11 protein-coding genes are annotated in these 20,164 nt (G+C 67.8%); 10 read left to right on the plus strand and 1 reads right to left on the minus strand.

What is annotated here, in order from left to right:
* The coding region (locus tag AC04L7_RS00950) for an SDR family oxidoreductase (RefSeq protein WP_475512382.1) at window positions 1-674 on the minus strand (674 nt) is incomplete at its 3' end.
* A gap of 287 nt (window positions 675-961) precedes the next feature.
* Here AC04L7_RS00950 and AC04L7_RS00955 point away from each other — a divergent pair.
* The 10 genes from AC04L7_RS00955 to AC04L7_RS01000 form a co-directional block, all read left to right on the plus strand.
* Window positions 962-1,942: a LysR substrate-binding domain-containing protein gene (locus AC04L7_RS00955; protein WP_475512383.1), complete on the plus strand. Its 981-nt coding sequence runs from the start codon at window positions 962-964 to the stop codon at window positions 1,940-1,942.
* A gap of 319 nt (window positions 1,943-2,261) precedes the next feature.
* Window positions 2,262-5,213: a TonB-dependent receptor gene (locus AC04L7_RS00960; protein ID WP_475512384.1), complete on the plus strand. Its 2,952-nt coding sequence runs from the start codon at window positions 2,262-2,264 to the stop codon at window positions 5,211-5,213.
* Between the two features lie 120 nt (window positions 5,214-5,333).
* Window positions 5,334-7,532, plus strand: a complete 2,199-nt coding sequence (locus AC04L7_RS00965) for a WD40/YVTN/BNR-like repeat-containing protein (RefSeq protein ID WP_475512385.1) — start codon at window positions 5,334-5,336, stop codon at window positions 7,530-7,532.
* A complete protein-coding gene (locus tag AC04L7_RS00970) occupies window positions 7,529-9,436 on the plus strand; it encodes a sialate O-acetylesterase (protein ID WP_436000483.1) in 1,908 nt (635 codons plus the stop codon). Before AC04L7_RS00965 ends, AC04L7_RS00970 begins: the two co-directional genes overlap by 4 nt.
* Before the next feature lie 7 nt (window positions 9,437-9,443).
* The gene (locus AC04L7_RS00975) at window positions 9,444-11,117 is read left to right on the plus strand and encodes a GH35 family beta-galactosidase (RefSeq protein ID WP_436000481.1); all 1,674 of its coding nucleotides are present in this window, start codon (window positions 9,444-9,446) and stop codon (window positions 11,115-11,117) included.
* Window positions 11,118-11,184: 67 nt separating this feature from the next.
* On the plus strand, window positions 11,185-14,019 hold the full coding sequence (locus AC04L7_RS00980; RefSeq protein WP_436000479.1) for a TIM-barrel domain-containing protein: 2,835 nt from the start codon (window positions 11,185-11,187) through the stop codon (window positions 14,017-14,019).
* Window positions 14,020-14,026: 7 nt separating this feature from the next.
* The gene (locus AC04L7_RS00985) at window positions 14,027-16,387 is read left to right on the plus strand and encodes a glycoside hydrolase family 95 protein (protein ID WP_436000477.1); all 2,361 of its coding nucleotides are present in this window, start codon (window positions 14,027-14,029) and stop codon (window positions 16,385-16,387) included.
* Window positions 16,388-16,400: 13 nt separating this feature from the next.
* On the plus strand, window positions 16,401-17,894 hold the full coding sequence (xylB, locus tag AC04L7_RS00990) for a xylulokinase (protein ID WP_475512386.1): 1,494 nt from the start codon (window positions 16,401-16,403) through the stop codon (window positions 17,892-17,894).
* 44 nt (window positions 17,895-17,938) lie between these two features.
* Window positions 17,939-19,273, plus strand: a complete 1,335-nt coding sequence (xylA, locus tag AC04L7_RS00995) for a xylose isomerase (RefSeq protein ID WP_475512387.1) — start codon at window positions 17,939-17,941, stop codon at window positions 19,271-19,273.
* A gap of 46 nt (window positions 19,274-19,319) precedes the next feature.
* Window positions 19,320-20,164: MFS transporter (locus AC04L7_RS01000; protein ID WP_475512388.1), on the plus strand; the 845-nt coding region annotated here is incomplete at its 3' end.

The following is a 20,164-nucleotide window of genomic DNA, read 5'->3' on the forward strand; positions in this document are numbered from 1 at the left end:
TCGTCGCTGGCGAGGAACAGCGCGGTGAACGCCACTTCCTCGGGCGTGCCGATGCGCCCGGGCGGCAGCAGTGCCGCCTGCTTCTCGCGCGTTCCGGGCTCGCGCTCGAACCACGCTTCGATGCGCGGCACGAGGATAAGGCCGGGCGAAATCGAGTTCACCCGGATCCCGCGCGCGGCGTACTCGATGCCGAGCGCGCGGGTCAGGCCGATCAGCCCGTGCTTCGCGACCGGATACGGGAAGCAGCCCGCGATGATCTTGTGGCCATGCACCGAGGCGATGTTGACGATGCTGCCCGCGCCCTGCACCTGCATCGCGGGCAGCACGGCACGGCAAAGATGCCAGGCGCCCTTGAGGTTGAGCGACAGGCAGCGCTCCCAATTCTCGTCGGACAGGGTGAGCGGATCGGAGAACACATCCGCACCGGCATTGTTGACCAGCACATCGATGCGGCCATGCGCCGCGAGCACCGCCTGCACGGCCGCGTCCATCGCGCCGGCATCGGTGATGTCGGCGATGCGGTGCTGCACGCCGTCATCGGCGATGGGCACGGCCTGCTTGTCGAGGCCGACCACGGTGGCGCCCTCGCGTGCGAACAGCTGCGCCGTGGCCGCGCCGATGCCGCTGGCGGCACCGGTGACCAGCGCGACCTTGCCGGACAGGCGGCCGCTCATGGGAGACGGATTCCGTCCGGCGTGGACGCGACGATGGCGCCGGCACGCGACGTGCCGTCGGATTGCGATGTCGCCATGGGGCCCTCCTCCCGGCGGTGATCGGATGCGGGGCTGTCCCGTGGCGGACCTGTGCCGGCCATCCCCGGGGCCCCTCGCGGGCGGTCAGGCATGGCCGCCGACCCGCGCTTGAAGCGTGGCATAGCCTCGCGTGGGCATCTATGTACGACAAATGAAATTTTTGTCATAGGCTATTCCGCACACGAATAGCTCGTGCCCCGGAGGCGACCATGGTCCACCCCACCACCGGCTGGTTCGGCGCCACGCGCCTGAAGACCCGCCATCTTTCCCTGCTGCTGCACCTGTACGAACAGCGCTCGGTCCTGCGCGCGGCCGAGGCCGCCAACATGACCCAGCCCGCCGCCTCCAAGCTGCTGGCGGAGATGGAGAGCCTGCTCGGCGTGCCCCTGTTCGAGCGCCATGCCCGTGGCGTGGAGCCGACCTGGTACGGCCAGGTGCTGATCCGCCGGGCACGCTCGGCCCTGTCCGAGATCGGCCGTGCCCACGACGAGATCGTCGCCTTGCGCAGCGGACGCATGGGCCAGGCCGCGATCGGCACCGTGGTGAATCCCGGTACCACCCTGGTGCCGCAGGCCATCGCGGCGGTGAAGCGCGATTTCCCCGACATCCTCATCCGGGTCGAGATGGACTACAGCCGGCCGCTCGTGGCCAAGCTGCTGGATGGCCAGCTCGACATCGTGGTCGGTCGCATCATGGGCCCCGAAGGCGCGGGCGAGCTGGATTTCGAGCCGCTGGCCGACGAGCCACACGCCGTCATCGTGCGTGCGGGCCATCCGCTGACCCGGCGTCCGCGCATCACCCACGCCGACTTGGCCGACTACGGCTGGATCATGCCGCCGGCCGCCAGCGTGTTGCGGTCGCGCCTGGATGCGGTGTTCCTCGAACACGGCCAGCCGCCGCCGCAGAACATCGTGGAAACCGCCTCGCTGCCGGTGATCATCCACCTGCTGCGGCACAGCGACCTGCTGACCGCACTGCCGGCCGAATCGGTGGGCCCGTACCTGCAGACCGGGCAGATGTGCGTGCTGCCGATCGAGCTGGGCGTGCGCATGGAGTTCTTCGGCATCATCYGCCGGCGTGATCAGCTGCTTTCCCCCGGCGCCGAGCGCGTGCTGGACGCCCTCCGGAGTACGGCGCGTCGCCTCTATACCGACCTGGAACCCTCCCCGACGGGCACGGCGCCGCCTTGAGGCGACGGCGGCGGCGATTGAACCTGAAGACCTATTCGGGTTCGGTATAGCTGGCGATCAATATTTCATTGGTACGGCATGTCAGCGCCGCCTATGCTCCCGGCGCAGTCACAGGAAGGCGGTCCCACGGCCGCCAGGTGAGCGCCAGGCATCGGTCGCAAGGCCGACGTTGCCGCGGCGCCCCACGGGAAAGATCGAACCATCGACGACCGCGGCCGGGGGCCGCAGCCGCCATCGCTTCATCCGGCCACGGGGCGCGAAGACGTCCGGGCAGGACCACAACTCCATCGTTTGCCATGTGTCCTGGGAGGGAACATCCATGTCAACGCGTCAGCGCCGCATCGCGGCTGGACCCCGTGCGGGCCGTTCCGCCGGCCGCCACCTGCAACCCACCGTCCTCGCTCTCGGCATCGCGTTGCTGCTGTCGGCGCCTGCGTTCGCGCAGGAGGCCACGACCGAGGCGAAAGAGGGCGATACGCCCACCGAACTCGATGCGGTCGTCGTCACCGGCATCCGCGGTTCCGTGTATCGGGCGCAGGACATCAAGCGCGACGCCGACACCTTCGTCGATTCGGTCACCGCGCTCGATATCGGCGCCTTGCCCGACCGCAGCGTCACCGAAACGCTGTCGCGCATTCCCGGCGTGACCATCGATCGCTTCCTGACGGTCGGCGATCCGGAGCATTTCTCCGCAGAAGGCGGCGGCGTGCAGGTGCGCGGCCTGACCCAGGTCCGTTCCGAATTGAACGGTCGCGACAGCTTCTCCGCGTCCGGCGGCCGCAGCCTCAGCTTCCAGGACGTGCCGGCCGAACTGATGGCCGGCGTGGACGTCTACAAGAACCAGAAGGCCGACATGATCGAGGGCGGCCTCGGCGGCACCGTCGACCTGCGCACCTTCATGCCGTTCGACATCGACGGCAGCCGGTTCGGCATGTCCTTCAGCGCCAACCGGGGCGATTTCGCCGACCAGCTGAAGCCCTCGGGCTCGGTRCTCTTCAGCAACCGCTGGGACACCGATGCAGGCGAGTTCGGCATCCTGGTCAACCTGGCCCATTCCGAGCTGGCGACGCGTACCGACGGCATGTTCGTGCGGCCGTTCTTCAATACCGCCAACTCCGACCTCAACAACGACGGCACCAACGAAAGCCTGTGGCTGCCCCGCGGCGCCGACTGGCGCACGCTGGAGTACGAGCGCGAGCGCCAGGGCGCCTACGTCGCGCTGCAATGGCGGCCGAATGACAACCTGGAGCTGTTCGCCACCGCGTTCCAGAGCCGATACGACGAGCTGTGGTACGAAGACGCGATCTTCGTCTCCAACGATCCGCTGCAGGTGCGCGTGGATGCCAGCGAGCCGTACGAACTCGATGGCGACGTGTTCGTTTCGGGCCGCCTGCGGTCGAACGGCGACATCCCGATGGGCACGGACATCCGCGCCTCGCACCGCAAGTCCGACACCACCGACTACTCGTTCGGCCTGAAGTGGCTGTTCAGCGACCGCACCGAGTTCTCAACCGACGTGCAGTACATCAAGGCGAACACCGAAGCGCTGGATTCCACGGTGTCGCTCGGCCTCAACGTGCCTTACATCGACATCGACCTGGGCCATGGCGTGCCGCGGATCGGCGTCGACAACCAGTTCACCRCCAACCCCGCGAACTACTACTGGGGGTTCACGATGGACCACCAGGACGACAACACCGCAGACGAAATCGCCTGGCGCGCGGACCTGAAGCACAGCTTCGACAGCAACGTCTTCGATTCGGTGAAGTTCGGCGTGCGCGTCACCGACCGCGATGCGCACAGCATCGACACCGGTTACGACTGGCAGCCGGTGTTCCAGCCGTGGATGCAGTGGTGGGCGCTGCCGGGCGGCGTGCCGCTGCCGGGCCTGGACCTCAACGGCACGGTCAACTCCAGCCTGACCAACCTGATCACCTTCGACAACTTCTACCGTGGCGGTGCGTCGACGCCGGGCTCGTTCTACTCGCCCGTGCTGTCCACCGCGCTCGATTTCCCGAACAGCTACCTCGACATCCACGGCGCCGCGGTCCCGTACTACACCTGCTGCTACGGCCAGATCACCCCGCGCAACCTCGCCGATCCGCAGTGGGGCAACGTGCAGAACGAGCGCACCTACGCCGCCTACGCGATGCTGAACTTCGCGATGGACCAGGCGCGCATCGACGGCAACGTCGGCGTGCGCGTGGTGCGCACGGAGAACAGCGCCAAGGGTTATCTGGTGTACCCGAACAACGCGTTCGCGCCGTACCTGGGCACGGGCCAGTCGGAACCGATCTCCGCAGAGAATTCGTACACGGACGTGCTGCCCAGCGCGAACGTGAAGTGGGAGCCGGCCGAGAACTGGGTCGTCCGCTTCGCCGCATCGAAGGCCATCGCGCGACCGGCCTTCAGCGACATGCAGGCCTACCAGGTGCTCAGCGTGGCGGTCCGGGACGGCGTCAGTCCGCAGCCGGGCGACGAGCTTGGCCCGGAGGATCTGGAACTGACCGGCAGTTCCACCGACAACCCGTACCTGACGCCGATGAAGGCCAACCAGTTCGACCTTTCGCTGGAGTGGTACTTCGCGCCGGACAGCGGCGGCATGGCCTGGGTGAACTTCTTCTACAAGGACATCAAGGACTACTTCCGCCAGCAGACCGAGCTGCTCGCCTATCCGGGCGTCGATGGCAACGAGTACGACTATCGCGTTTCCCGCTTGGTGAACGTCGGCAAGGCGAAGATCCAGGGCGCGGAGATCGGCTGGAACCAGTTCTTCGATTTCCTGCCCGCGCCATTCGACGGATTCGGCATGTCCGCCAACTACACCTACATCGACAGCTCCACGAGCATTCCGGCCGCCTCCAACGCGGTGCCCGTCGACACCGACGGTTCGCTGTTCGGCGACCTGCCGGCCGATGGCCTGTCGAAGAATTCGTACAACGTCGCGGCGTTCTACGAAAAGGGTCCGTGGCAGGTTCGCCTGGCCTACAACTGGCGCAGCGAATACCTGCTGTCGATCGGCCCGAACGGCTACAACGGCGGCGACGGCGGCATCCCGTGGAAGCTGCCGGTGTACAGCGACAGCTTCGGCCAGCTCGACGGATCGATCTTCTATCGCTTCTCCGACAACGTGCAGTTCGGTCTCGAGATGAACAACCTCAACAATGCCGAGCAGCGCACGCTGATGGACCAGAACGGCGCAGGCAAGCGCATCACGTCGTGGTACGTCAACGACCGCCGTTACGCCGCGACGCTCCGCTTCACGTTCTGATGCAGCACCCCGGGAACGGCCGGTATCGCCGGCCGTTCCTTCGATGGACCGGCGCCCGCCTGGTGCGGCGCCCGAGGTGTGCTTCCTGCCGGCGCACCGCTGTTCCCGACAGGAGATTCCGTGCTCACGCTCCGCCTGATCCTCGCGCTGTCCGTTTTTCTGCTGGTGCCCGGCGCGGCGGCGAAGGACGACGTCACCGGCTACCGCTGGCGCAATGTCGCCATCGGTGGCGGCGGTTTCGTCAGCGGCCTGGTCTTCCATCCGCACGAGAAAGGCTTGCTGTACGCCCGTACCGACATCGGTGGCGCGTACCGCTGGCAGCCGCGCGAACAGCGCTGGCAACCCCTGATGGACTGGATGGGCCACGACGACAGCGGTCGCTTCGGCGTGGAAAGCCTCGCCCTGGATCCGTCCGATCCCGATCGTCTCTATCTTGCCGTCGGCACCTATCTGCATGAGCGTGGGCAGGATGGTGTGATCCTGCGTTCGACCGATCGCGGGGCCACGTTCCAGCGTGCGCCGCTGCCGTTCAAGTTCGGTGGCAACGAGCAGGGTCGCGGCAACGGGGAGCGCCTCGCGGTGGATCCGAACGACGGCCGCGTGCTCCTGTTCGGCACGCGCGCCAACGGTCTGTGGCGCAGCGACGATGCCGGCGCGACGTGGCGCGAGAGCCAGGGCTTTCCCGCGATCGCGAAAGACCGGTCTGCCTGGGCGATGGGGTGGCGCGAGCTGCGCCCGGTGGGCATCGCGTTCGTCGTGTTCGATCCGGTCGATGGCACGAAAGGCGTACCGTCGAAGACAATCTACGCCGGCGTCTCGACGAACGAAACCAGCCTCTATCGTTCGCGTGATGGTGGCGCGACGTGGCAGGCCGTGCCCGGCCAGCCGGTCGGACTGCGCCCCAGCCACATGGTGCGCGATGCGCGTGGCCGCTGGCTGCTGAGCTACGGCGACGAGCCCGGTCCGAACAACATGGCCGACGGTGCCGTCTGGCGCTTCGATCCCGCGGGCGATAGCTGGGAAGACATCACCCCGGTGCGCCGTTCCAAGGCCGATGCCGGCTTCGGCTGGGGCGCCGTGGCGGTGGATGCGACCAATCCCGACATCATCATCGCCAGCACGTTCCGCCGGTACCAGCCGCACGACGACATCTATCGCAGCCTCGATGGCGGCCGCACATGGACGGCGCTGTTCCCGCGGTCCGGGTTCGACCATGCGTCGGCACCGTGGACGCAGGACGCGAAGCCGCACTGGATGGCCGACCTGGAGATCGATCCCTTCGACGCCAACCGCCTGCTGTTCGTCACCGGCTACGGCGTGTGGGCCTCCACCAATGCGAAGGCCTTCGATGCGGGCGCCGAGATGGCGTGGCGTTTCGAACAGGCGGGCTTCGAGGAAACGGTGCCGCTGGCGCTGGCCAGTCCGCCGCAAGGCGCGCACCTGGTGAGCGGCCTCGGCGACGTCGACGGCTTCGTCCACGACGCTCTCGATGTCTCGCAGCAGCGCTTCGCCGGCGTGCGCTTCTCCAACACGGAGAGCCTCGCCTTCGCCGGTCGCGCCCCGCAGGTGRTGGTGCGCACGGGCTACTTCCACAACCGGCCGGAAGGCGCGGTGCGTGGCGCGTGGTCGAACGATGGCGGGCGTACCTGGACCGCCTTCGCGACCGAGCCGGCCGATGGCGAAGGTGCCGGGCAGATCACGCTCGCCGCCGACGGCAAGCGCGCGATCTGGCATCCGCGCAACGGTGAACACCATTGGATCACCGCCGACATGGGCGGGCGCTGGCAGCCGGTGAAAGGCCTGCCGAAGACCGCGGTGGTGGAAGCCGACCGCGTCGATGAAGGGATCTACTACGGCTTCGATGCGATCAGCGGCAAGCTCTACGTCAGCGGCAACGGAGGCGTCGCCTTCGACGAAGTGCGCGCGCCGGTCGGCCAGATCGGCGACTGGTATCGCGCCGAGATCCGGCCACACCCGGAGAAGATGGGCGAAGCCTGGATCGCCGCATCGTGGCGCGGCCTGCTGCACCTCGCGCCCGGCAAGCTGGAGCGCGTGCCCGGAGTGGACAACGTCATGTCCGTGGGGCTGGGCAAGCCGGCGAAGGAGGGCGACGCGCCCGTGCTGTTCGTGTTCGGCGAAGTGCGTGGGCAGCGTGGCCTGTTCCGTTCGGACGATGGCGGGCGCCGCTGGCGCCGCATCGATGGTGACGCACTGCGATTCGGCGGCATCATCCGCCATGTGACAGGCGATCCCCGCMTGCATGGCCGCGTTTACTTCGGCACCGAAGGGCGCGGCATCTGGTACGGAGATCCGGAATGATTCGAGCTGTCCCGCTGTTGTTGGGCCTGTTGGCCATCCCTGCCGCGCAGGCGGTCGAGATGCCGCGCATCTTCGCCGACGGCATGGTCGTGCAGCGCGACCAGTCGGTGCGCGTCTGGGGCGAGGCCGCGCCAGGCGCGCGCGTGCACGTGACCTTCGCCGGCCGCGAGGCCACGGCGCAGGCTGCAGCCGATGGACGCTGGTCGCTGGCGCTGCCCGCGCAGACGGCGGGCGGTCCGCATGTGATGCGCATCGACGATGGCAAGCAACCGCGCGTGCTGCGCGACGTGCTGGTCGGTGACGTGTGGCTGGCCAGCGGGCAGTCGAACATGGAGTGGCCCATCGCGCAGTCGGCGAACCCCGACGTCGAAGCCGCACGCGCGACCGACCCGCGGATCCGCCATTTCAAGATTCCGAAGTCGTGGTCGGGCGAACCGCAGGCACAGCTCGAAGGCGGCGAATGGGTGGCGTCCTCGCCGCAGGCCGCGCCGAAGTTCTCCGCCGTCGCCCATTTCTTCGCCCGCGAACTGCGCAAGGTCACCGGCGTGCCGATCGGCATCATCGACAGTACCTGGGGTGGCAGCCGGATCGAGGCCTGGATGGATGCACCCTCGCAGGGTGTCGATGCCTCTGCGTTGCGGGCGCAGGCAGAACGACTGCGCGACGCCGACACGCGCGCGCTGGAGCAGACGCATGCCCACCTGGCACGCTGGACCTCCTGGCCGGCGGACGACACCGGTTGGGAGAAGCGCGACCTTGATACCCGCGATTGGGTGCCGATCACGGTGCCTTCGCTGTGGGAGAAAACGGGCTGGAATGGGCTGGATGGCGTGGCGTGGTACCGCACCACCTTCACGCTGAGCGCGGAGGAAGCCGCCGCCGGCGTGACGCTGGGCGTAGGGCGCATCGACGATTCCGACATCACCTGGGTCAACGGCGTGCAGGTCGGCGAAACGCGCATGCAGTACAACCAGCCGCGCCGCTACCGCGTGCCTGCCACGGCGCTGCGCGCGGGCGTGAACCAGGTGGCGGTACGCGTGTCGGACTTCGGCGGCGGCGGTGGCATCCACGGCGAGCCGGCGGAGGTCTTCGTGCAGCCAGCAAGCGGCAGTGCGCGTCCGTTGGCGGACTGGTCGTTCCGCCCGTCGCGCGTGACCGTGGCGCTGGTCGATGACAAGAACCAGCATCCCACGCTGCTCTACAACCGGATGATCCATCCGCTGCAGCCGTACGCCATCCGCGGCGTGATCTGGTACCAGGGCGAATCGAATGCGAACACGGTGCCGGAGGCGCTCAAGTACCGCACGCAGTTCCCGGCCCTGATCCAGCAGTGGCGCCGCCAGTGGCAGTCCCCCGACATGCCGTTCCTGTGGGTGCAGCTGGCGAACTTCTCTTCCGGCGTCGACCAGGGCGACCAGAGCCCGTGGGCGATGCTGCGCGAATCGCAGTCGGCCACGCTGGCGTTGCCGGCCACCGCTCAGGTGGTGACCATCGACATCGGCAATCCGGCCGACATCCATCCGCTCAACAAGCAGGATGTCGGCAAGCGGCTTGCGTTGGCGGCGCGGCACGTCGCGTACGGCGAATCACTGGTCTACCACGGACCGGTCCATACGCAGGCGCAGTTCTCGGACGGCGTCGCGACCATTGCCTTCGACGATGGCGGCAGCGCCCTTGCCGTGCGCGGAGGCGGCACGCGCGTGCACGGCTTCGCACTGGCCGGTGCCGATCGCGTCTTCCATCCCGCCGAGGCCTCGCTCATCGACGGTCGTGTCGTCGTGCATAGCGACGCCGTGAAGGCGCCGGTGGCCCTGCGCTATGGCTGGTCCGACAACCCGGCCGACGCCAACCTGATCAATGCGGCGGGCCTGCCTGCCTCGCCTTTCCGTACCGATGCATGGTGACTCCCGAATGCCTTCGATGATGCCGCGCCGCCTATTGCTCCTGTCGCTCGTCGCGCTGCTTGGCCTGGCCGCCTGCCAGCCCGCCGGAAAAGGCGATGCGCCGGCCACGGCGAAGGGCGACGGCGCGGCCGATGCGTCCGGTGCCACGCCGATCCCGCAGATCGTCAGCAGGGACGGACGCCACGCACTGATGGTCGACGGCGCGCCGTTCCTGATCCTCGGCGCGCAGGTCAACAACTCCAGCAACTGGCCGCAGGCGCTGGACGACGTCTGGCCCGCCATCGACGTGGTCAAGCCGAACACGGTGATGGTGCCGGTGGCCTGGGAACAGGTCGAAGCGAAGGAGGGTACCTTCGACTTCTCCTTCGTCGACGTGCTGCTCAAGCAGGCGCGCGAGAAGAACGTGCGGCTGGTGCTGCTGTGGTTCGCGACCTGGAAGAACAACGGCCCGAACTACGCACCCGCCTGGGTCAAGCTGGACAACACGCGCTTCCCGCGCGTCATCACCGCCGATGGGCGCATGCTCAATTCCCTGTCGCCGCATGCGCAGGCCACGCTGGACGCCGACCGCAAGGCCTTCGTCGCCCTGATGACGCACCTGAAGGCCGCCGACCCGCAGCGCACCGTCATCATGGTGCAGCCTCAGAACGAACCCGGCACCTACGGCAGCGTGCGCGATTTCTCGCCGCTGGCGCAGAAGGTGTTCGAAGGCCCGGTGCCCGACGCGTTGCTGAAGAAGCTCGGCAAGACGCCCGGCACGTGGCGTGAGGTGTTCGGCGCCGACGCGGACGAGTACTTCCACGCCTGGCACATCGCGCACTACATCGACCAGGTCGCCGAGGCTGGCAAGGCGGTCTATCCGCTGCCGATGTTCGTCAACGCCGCGCTGCGCGGGCCGTTCAACCCGGGCCAGCCCGGGCAGTACGCCAGCGGTGGGCCCACCGACAACGTGCTGGACGTGTACAAGGCCGCCGCGCCGCACATCGACCTGCTGGCGCCGGACATCTACATGCCGGAATACACGCACTACACCACGGTGCTGGACCGCTACTCGCGCCCCGACAATCCGTTGTTCGTCGCCGAAACCGGCAACCGCGAGGAATACCCGCGCTACTTCTTCTCCGCACTGGGGGAACAGGCGATCGGCTGGTCGCCGTTCGGCATCGACTACTCGCGCTATTCCAACTGGCCGCTCGGTGCCAAGCACCTGGACGAGAAGGCGCTGGAATCGTTCGCGCTGAACTACGCCATCGTGCGCCCGGCGGCGCGCGTGATCGCGCAGGCAAGCTTCGAGGGCAAGGTGCGCGGCACCGCCGAGCAGCCCGGACAGGCCGTGCAGACGGTGAAGATCGATGACCGCTGGAACATGGTGGTCACCTATGGCGTGCCGCAGTTCTGGTTCCAGGGCGAGCCGCCAGGCAATCCCGAACCGATCGGCCGCGCGCTGGTGGTGCAGCTGGGCCCGGATGAGTTCCTCGTCGCTGGCGCGCATGCGCGCATCAACATCGATGCGGCAGACCCGGCCGTCGCCGCGCGGCAGATCTACGAGTACGTCGACGAAGGCACCTACGTCGACGGCAAGTGGGTCTTCCGACGTCGCTGGAATGGCGACCAGACCGATTACGGCCTCAATTTCTCCAGCGTCCCGCAGTTGCTGCGCGTGAAGCTGGCGACCTACTGATCGATCCGCGGACCGGCCCGCCGGTCCCAGAACCCGGGTGCCCACGCGCCCGAACGAGGAGCAAGCGATGGGTTACTTGAAGACGTTGACGGTGCCGCTGCTGGCCCTGGCCGCAGCGGGCGCCAACGCCACGGGGCAGGGCGCGGTCGAGAAAATCGACCATGGCGTGATCGTGCGGCCGGCCGATGCGGCCGCCGCCGACGTGAAGGTCGAAGCAGTCGCGCCGGGCATCCTGCGCGTGATGGCCGATCCCGATGGCGATTTCGCGCGCACGCCCAGCCTGATGCGCGCGAAGACCGGCGCACCGCCGGCGGTGAAGGTGGGCGAATCCGGCGGGCAGGTGACGGTCAGCACCCAGGGCATCTCGGCGAAGGTCGATGCGCGCACGGGCCAGGTCAGCTTCTTCGACGCCGATGGCAAGCCGCTGTTGGCCGAGCGTGCGCGCACGTTCACGCCGGCCAAGGTCGAGGGCAAGGATTACTACGTCATCCGCCAGCGCTTCGAATCCCCCGACGATGAGGCCTTCTACGGCACCGGCCTGCACCAGCAGGGCTGGATGAACCTCAAGGGCCGCGATGTCGAACTGCTCCAGCACAACATCGACAAGGCGATTCCCTATCTCGTCTCCACGCGCCACTACGGCATCCTCTGGGACAGCAACGCGATCACCCGCTACGGCGATCCGCGCGGCCTGCAGCCGCTGGGCGCGTCGCTGGACCTGTTCGACGCCCAGGGCAAGCCGGGCGCGCTGACGGCGCGCTACACCGTCAACGGCAAGCAGGTGGTCGAGCGTCGCGAGAGCGAAGTGAATTACCAGTACATCAAGGACCTGGCGAACTTCCCGGCCGCGGGCAAGAACCTGGCCGAGGGCGGTCGCAGCGACGTGGTGTGGGAAGGCGAGATCGCCGCGCGCAGCGATGGCCGGCATACGTTCTCGCTGTACAACAGCGAGTACGCCAAGCTCTACGTCGACGGCAAGCTCGTGCTCGACCGCTGGCGCCAGAACTGGAACCCGTGGCACCACGAGTTCGCCCTGGACATGAAGGCCGGCCAGCGCCACAAGGTCAAGCTGGTGTGGGACCGTATCGAGCCGGCTTACATCGCGCTGCTGCATCGCGATCCGCTGCCCGCCGACGAGGCGAAGGACCTTTCTATCTGGTCCGAGGCCGCGCAGGCCATCGACTACTACGTGGTCGCCGGCGACGACGCCGACCAGGTGCTGGCCGGCTACCGCACGCTGACCGGCAAGGCCGTGCTGCTGCCGAAGTGGTCGTACGGCTTCTGGCAGAGCCGCGAGCGCTACAAGACACAGGCCGAGCTGACCGGCGCGCTGGACGAGTACCGCAAACGCAAGCTGCCGATCGACGCCATCGTGCTCGACTGGTCGTACTGGCCGGAAGACGCCTGGGGTTCGCACGATTTCGATGCGAAGAACTTCCCGGATCCGGACGGCATGGTCGACCACGTCCACGACCAGCACGCGCAGATCATGATTTCGGTGTGGCCGAAGTTCTATCCGACTACGGCCAACTACAAGGAGCTCGACGCCGCCGGCCACATGTACCACCGCAATGTCGAGGTGGGCGAGCTGGACTGGATCGGCAAGGGTTATCTCAACTCCTTCTACGACCCGTATTCGAAGGAAGCGCAGGACATCTTCTGGCGCCAGGTCAACGGCAAGCTCAACGCGAAAGGCTTTGACGCCTGGTGGCTGGACGCGAGCGAGCCCGACCTGCACAGCAACATCGACATCGGCGAGCGCAAGGCGCGCACCACGCCGACCGCGCTGGGGCCGTCGACGGAGTTCTTCAACTCGTATCCGCTTGTGCACTCGGAAGGCGTCTACCGCGGTTCGCGCGAGCAGGATCCTGACAAGCGCGTCTTCATCCTGTCGCGTGCGTTCTTCGCGGGCCAGCAGCGTGCCGGTGCGGCGTTCTGGAGCGGCGACATCGTGCCGCGCTGGGACGACCTGCGCGAGCAGATCTCCGGCCTGGTCAATGCCTCGATGGCGGGTGCGCCCAACGTCAGTTTCGACATCGGCGGCTTCTCGCCGGAGAAGCGCTACGAGACGAAGGATCCTGCGCACCTGGCCGAATGGCGCGAACTGAGCCTGCGCTGGTTCCAGCACGGCGCGTTCGTACCGATCTTCCGCCTGCACGGCCAGTTCCCGTACCGCGAGATCTGGGAAATCGCGCCGGAAGGCACGCCGCACTACGACAGCTTCGTCCACTACCTGAAGCTGCGTTACACGCTGTTGCCGTACATCTACACGCTGGCCGGCGACACCTGGCACCAGGACGGCACCCTGCTGCGCACGCTGGCGATGGATTTCCCGTCCGATCCCAAGGTGCGCGACATCGCCGACCAGTACCTGTTCGGCCCCGCGTTCCTGGTCGCGCCGGTAACGACGTTCAAGGCGACCACGCGCCGGGTCTACCTGCCCGCGGGCACGAGCTGGATCGACTTCGAGACCGGCAAGCGCTACGACGGCGGCCAGACGATCGAGGCGGCCGCACCGCTGCAGCGCATGCCGCTGTTCGTCCGTGCCGGCGCCATCGTGCCGCGCACGGTAGTGCAGCAGTACGTGGACGAGAAGCCCGATGCGCCGCTGACGATCGAGGTCTATACCGGCGCCGACGGTACGTTCTCGCTGTACGAGGACAACGGCCGCAGCTACGGCTACGAACGCGGCGAATCCAGCCGCATTCCGCTGGCGTGGAACGAGAAGAGCGGCGAGTTGCGCATCGGTGCGCGCGAAGGCCGCTATCCCGGCATGGTCGCGTCGCGCGAGGTGCGCGTGCGCTTCATCGACGGTCCGCGCGCCGATGCCGGCACCCTGGAACCGCGGGGCGACGTCACCGTCAGCTACGACGGCAAGGCGCTGGTGGTGAAGAAGCGCTGACGGGTCGATGGAGTTCAACCGACGCGACCTGCTGAAAGCGACGGCGGCCGGACTGGCCACCGTCGCGATCCCGAGCACCCACGGTGCCGAACCTGCCGGGGCCGGCGACGCGCTGTCGGGCGCCGGCATGACGCTCTGGTATCGCCAGCCGGCGCGGGTCTGGGTGGAGGCGCTGCCCGTCGGCAACGGCCGGCTCGGTGCGATGGTCTTCGGCGGGGTGGCACATGAGCGCCTGCAGCTCAACGAGGACACGCTGTACGCGGGCGGGCCGTATTCGGCAGTGAATCCGAAAGCGCGCGAGGGACTGCCGCAGGTGCGCGCGCTGATCTTCGCGGGTCGTTACGCGGAAGCCGCCGCGCTGGCCGACGACACGCTGATCTCGCGGCCGGTGAAACAGATGGCCTACCAGCCGCTGGGCAACCTGTGGCTGCAGTTCGACCGCCTGGACGGCGTGGCCGACTACCGGCGCGAGCTGGATCTCGATGCCGCCGTCGCACGCACGTTGTTCCGCGTGGGGGCGGGCCTGCACAGGCGCGAGGTCTTCGTGTCGTCGGTCGACCAGTGTCTCGTCGTGCGCTACACCGTCGAAGGCGGCGACGCGATGATCGGCCGGATCCGCACCGGCAACGAGCATGCGACGACCACGCGGATCGTTGACGGCGGCTGGCACGTCAGCGGTCGCAACGTCGGAAAGCACGGCATCGAAGGCCGCTTGCGCTTCGCCTTCCGCGTGCAGGTTGCGCACCGTGAGGGCCAGCTGCGGGTGGAGCAGGATCAGATCGCCTTCGATGGCGTGCGCGAGCTGGAGCTGCGCATCGTCGCAGCCACCAGCCACGTCGCGCACGACGATGTCAGCGGCGATCCCGACGCGATCACCGCCACGCAGCTGGCACGGGTGAAGGGAAAGGCTTTCGATCGCGTGCTCGCCGAGCATCTCGCCGAGCACCGCCGGTTGTTCCATCGCGTGCGGCTGGACCTGGGCCGCACCGCCGCAGCGGACCTGCCGACCGACGAGCGCATCGCCGCGTTCGCGCAAGGCAATGATCCCGCACTGGTGTCGCTGTACCACGCATACGGACGCTATCTGTTGATCTGCAGTTCGCGGCCGGGCAGCCAGCCCGCCAACCTGCAGGGAATCTGGAACGACCTGATGGATCCGCCGTGGGAGAGCAAGTACACGGTCAACATCAATACCGAGATGAACTACTGGCCGGCCGAGCAGAACGGCCTGGGCGAGTGCGTCGAACCCCTGCAGCGCATGCTGGAGGAACTGGCGCAGACCGGTGCCGGCGTCGCCCGCGACATGTACGGCGCCGGCGGCTGGATGCTCCACAACAACACCGACCTGTGGCGCGCCGCCACGCCGCCGGATGGCGCGCGCTGGGCGTTGTGGCCGACGGGTGGTGCATGGCTGCTGCAGGCGCTGTGGGATCGTTGGGACTACGGGCGCGATGCGGATTACCTGAAGCAGGTCTGGCCGCTGTTCAAGGGCGCCGCGCAGTTCTTCGTCGACACGCTGCAGGACGATCCGCAGACCGGCCACAAGGTCACCGTGCCGTCGCTGTCGCCGGAGAACGAACATCCGTTCGGCGCGGCGATCTGCGCCGGCCCGACGATGGATGCGCAGATCCTGCGCGACCTGTTCGGCCAGTGCATCGAAGCGGCGCGCGTGCTCGGCGTGGACGCCGATTTCGCCGCACGCCTGGCCGCGCTGAGCGCGCAGCTCCCGCCCAACCGGATCGGCAAGGCTGGGCAGCTGCAGGAGTGGCAACAGGACTGGGACATGCAGGCGCCCGAGATCCACCACCGCCACATCTCGCATCTCTACGGCCTGCACCCGAGCGCGCAGATCAACCTGCGCGACACGCCCGAGCTGGCACGCGCCGCGCAACGCACGCTGGAAATCCGCGGCGACGAGGCCACCGGCTGGGGCATCGCGTGGCGGCTGAACTTCTGGGCACGCCTGTGGGATGGCGAGCACAGCCTGAAGATCCTGCGCATGCTGCTGTCGCCGCAGCGCAGCTACCCGAACCTGTTCGACGCGCACCCGCCGTTCCAGATCGACGGCAACTTCGGTGGCGCCGCCGGCATCGTCGAGATGCTGGTGCAGAGCTGGGGCGGATCGATCTTCCTGCTGCCCGCGCTGCCGTCGTCATGGCGCGACGGCGAACTCGAAGGCGTGCGCGTGCGCAATGCGGCGCGCCTGGATCTTTCATGGAAAGCAGGGCGACTCGCACGCGCCACGCTGCATTCGGACAAGGGCGGCCGCTACCAGCTGGTCCATGCAGGCCGCACGCTCGATCTTGAACTCGCCGCGGGCACCTCTGCCACGGTACGACTGCGCGACGGCGCGCTGGTGGAAGCATGAAGAAGGGCATCCGATGAGTCTGGTTGCGGGCATCGATGCAGGCACGCAGAGCGTGAAGGTGGTGGTGTACGACGCCGCGGCTCGGGCGATCGTGGCCAGCGCCAGCGCGCCGCTTGGCCTGATCAGTAGGGACGATGGCGGCCGCGAGCAGCATCCGGCGGAGTGGGTCGCGGCGATGCAGACGTGCTTCGACCGCATCGATCCTGCCGTGCGTGCGCGCATCTCCGCGCTGTCGGTGTCGGGCCAGCAGCACGGCTTCGTGCCGGTGGATGCGCAAGGTGAAGTACTCGCCCCGGCGAAGCTATGGTGCGACACCAGCACCACGGCCGAGTGTGCGCAGATCATGGAGGCGGTCGGCGGTGCGGCCCAAACCATCGCGCTGGCAGGCAATCCGATCCTCGCCGGCTACACCGCCTCSAAGCTGCCGTGGACGAAGACGCATCGCCCCGAGGCCTACGCCCGGTTGGCGACGATCCTGCTGCCGCACGACTACCTCAATTTYGTCCTCACCGGCSARCGCTTCTGCGAGTGGGGCGATGCCYCCGGCACGGGYTGGCTCGATGTGCGCACGCGCACGTGGTCGAAGGAACTCCTGCACGCGACCGATGCGGAYSGCGACCTGGCYGCGTGCCTGCCGCCGATCGCGSCGCCCGASGCGCTGTTCGACATCGATCCCGCCATGGCGGCGCGACTGGGGGTGCCGGCCACGACGAAGGTCGCCGTCGGTGGCGGCGACAACATGATGGCGGCCATCGGYACCGGYTGCGTGGAGGAGGGCMGSCTGGCGATGAGCCTGGGCACCTCGGGCACGCTGTTCGCCTACTCGGACGTGCCGGTSGTCGAYCCCGACGGKGCCTGGGCCGCGTTCTGTTCCTCCACCGGCGGATGGCTGCCGCTGATCTGCACGATGAACTGCACCGTGGCSACCGAACAGGTGGCCAAGRCCTTCGGYTTCAGCACGCGCGAAGGCGATGCCCACCTGCAGGCCACCCCGCCSGGCGCGGACGGGYTGGTGATGCTGCCCTTCCTCAACGGTGAGCGCACSCCGGACCTGCCGCGCGGCAAGGGCGTGCTGGCCGGGATGGACCCGACCAACATGACCCCGGCGCACCTCTACCGCGCGGCGATGGAAGGSGCGACSTACAGCCTGAAGTACGGSTTCGATGCCTTCGTGCGCGCCGGCATGGCCTTCGAGCGCATCGTGCTGACCGGCGGCGGCAGCAACAGTGCGGCCTGGCGCCAGCTGGTGGCCGACGTGTTCGGCCTGCCGGTCGATGTGCCGGTACAAGCCGAAGGCGCCGCGTTCGGTGCGGCACTGCAGGCGTTGTGGGCCCTCGGCCGTGCCGAGGGCGATGCGGCCTCCATCGCCGACATCGCCCGCACGCACGTGGCCGTCGATCCCGCGTTGTCCACCAGGCCCGATGCGTCCCGCGCACCGGCTTATGCGGCGGCCTACCGCCGCTTCCTCCAGTACCTCGATGCCGTCACCCCGCTGCAACGCGGCTGACGTCCCCCACGCGACACCTCGCACAACCACAGGAACACCGCCCCATGAGCACGCAGCCCTTCATCGGCGCCCAGGAATACTTCCCCGGCATCGGCCGCATCCCCTTCGAAGGGCGCGGCTCGGACAACCCGCTGGCGTTCAAGGTCTACGACGCAAACAAGACCATCGGCGGCAAGACGATGCAGGAGCACCTGCGCTTCGCGGTCTGTTACTGGCACACGTTCTGCAACGCCGGCCATGATCCGTTCGGCCCGGGCACGCGCCACTTCCCGTGGGAGGCCGGCTCGCCCATGGCCACGGCCGAAGCCAAGGTCGATGCGGCGTTCGAGTTCTTCACCAAGCTGGGCGTGCCGTACTGGTGCTTCCACGACATCGACCTGGCCCCGGATGCCGAGGACATCGGCCAGTACGAGAAGAACCTCAAGCACATGGTCGGCCTGGCGAAAGCRCGCCAGGACGCGACCGGCATCAAGCTGCTGTGGGGCACGGCCAACCTGTTCTCGCACCCRCGCTACATGAATGGCGCCTCGACCAATCCGGACTTCGCCGTCGTSGCRCGYGCCGCSGTRCAGGTGAAGGCSGCGCTGGAGGCCACSGTCGAACTGGGTGGCGARCACTACGTGTTCTGGGGCGGCCGCGAGGGCTAYGCCTCGCTGGTCAACACCGACATGAAGCGCGAAGTGGCGCACTTCGCCCGCTTCCTGACSRTGGCCCGCGACTACGGCCGCAGCATCGGATTGAAGGGCAACTTCCTGATCGAGCCCAAGCCGATGGAGCCGATGAAGCACCAGTACGACTTCGACAGCGCCACCGTGGCCGGCTTCCTGAAGGAGCAYGGGCTGGAGAAGGACTTCAAGCTCAACATCGAGGCCAAYCACGCCACGCTSTCSGGCCACACCTTCGAGCACGACCTGCAGGTGGCCTCCGACCACGGGCTGCTGGGCAGCATCGATGCCAACCGCGGCAATGCGCAGAACGGCTGGGACACCGACCAGTTCCCCACCGATCTGTACGACACSGTCGGSGCGATGCTGGTGGTGCTGCGCCAGGGTGGGCTGGAAGGCGGSTTGAACTTCGAYGCCAAGGTGCGTCGCGAATCGACCGATCTGGAAGACCTGTTCATCGCCCACATCGGCGGCATGGATGCGTTCGCGCGCGGCCTGGAAGTGGCGCACGCGCTGCTGACCGAGTCGCCGTGGGAGCAGTGGCGCAAGGAGCGCTACGCCAGCTTCGACAGCGGCAAGGGCAAGGACTTCGAGACCGGCCAGCTCGGTCTGGCCGATCTGGCAGCGCTGGCCGCGACGCAGGGCGAACCGAAGCAGACCAGCGGCAAGCAGGAGCGTTACGAGAACCTGCTCAACCAGTACCTGCTGCGCTGAGCGCGGCAGGTCGCAACGACAACACGATTCGAGGAAGAGGACAGCAATGAACCAGGCGATGACCGGGGGCGAGAACACCAAGCTGATCGTGCTGATCAGCGTGGTGGCGACGATCGGCGGATTCCTGTTCGGGTTCGACAGCGGCGTCATCAACGGCACCGTGGACGGCCTGCAGCAGGCATTCGGTTCCACCAAGGCGGGCCTCGGTTTCGAGGTGGCCTCGATGCTGCTCGGTTGCGCGGTCGGCGCGTTCAGCGCGGGGCGGTTGGCGGACAGCCTCGGCCGGCGCAACGTGTTGATCATTTCGGCGGTGCTGTTCCTGCTTTCGGCGATCGGCGCAGGTGTGGCGACCTCGTCGGTCGTGTTCGTCATCGCGCGCGTGATCGGCGGTTTCGCCGTGGGCGCCGCCAGCGTGATCTCGCCGGCCTACATCGCCGAGGTCGCACCGGCGCGCTATCGCGGCCGGCTCGCCACGGTGCAGCAGATCGCGATCATCAGCGGCCTGACCGCGGCGTTCCTGTCCAACTACCTGCTCGCCGCCAAGGCGGGTGCCTCGACCGAAGCGCTGTGGGGCGGCCATGCCGCGTGGCGCTGGATGTTCTGGATGCAGGCGGTGCCGTCGGTGATCTTCCTGGTGCTGCTGCTCACCATTCCGGAAAGCCCGCGCTACCTGGTGGTGAAGCGCCGCAAGGACGAAGCGCTGCGCGTGCTGACGCGCCTGTTTGGCGGTGTCGAGGCACAGGTCAAGCTCGCGGAAATCGATGCCTCGTTGTCGCAGGACCATCACCGCCCGCAGCTGTCCGATCTGAAGAACAAGACGACCGGCAAGATCCGCCCCATCGTCTGGGTCGGCATCGGCCTGGCGACGTTCCAGCAGCTGGTCGGCATCAA

Source organism: Pseudoxanthomonas sp. LjRoot204_2, assembly GCF_056175765.1.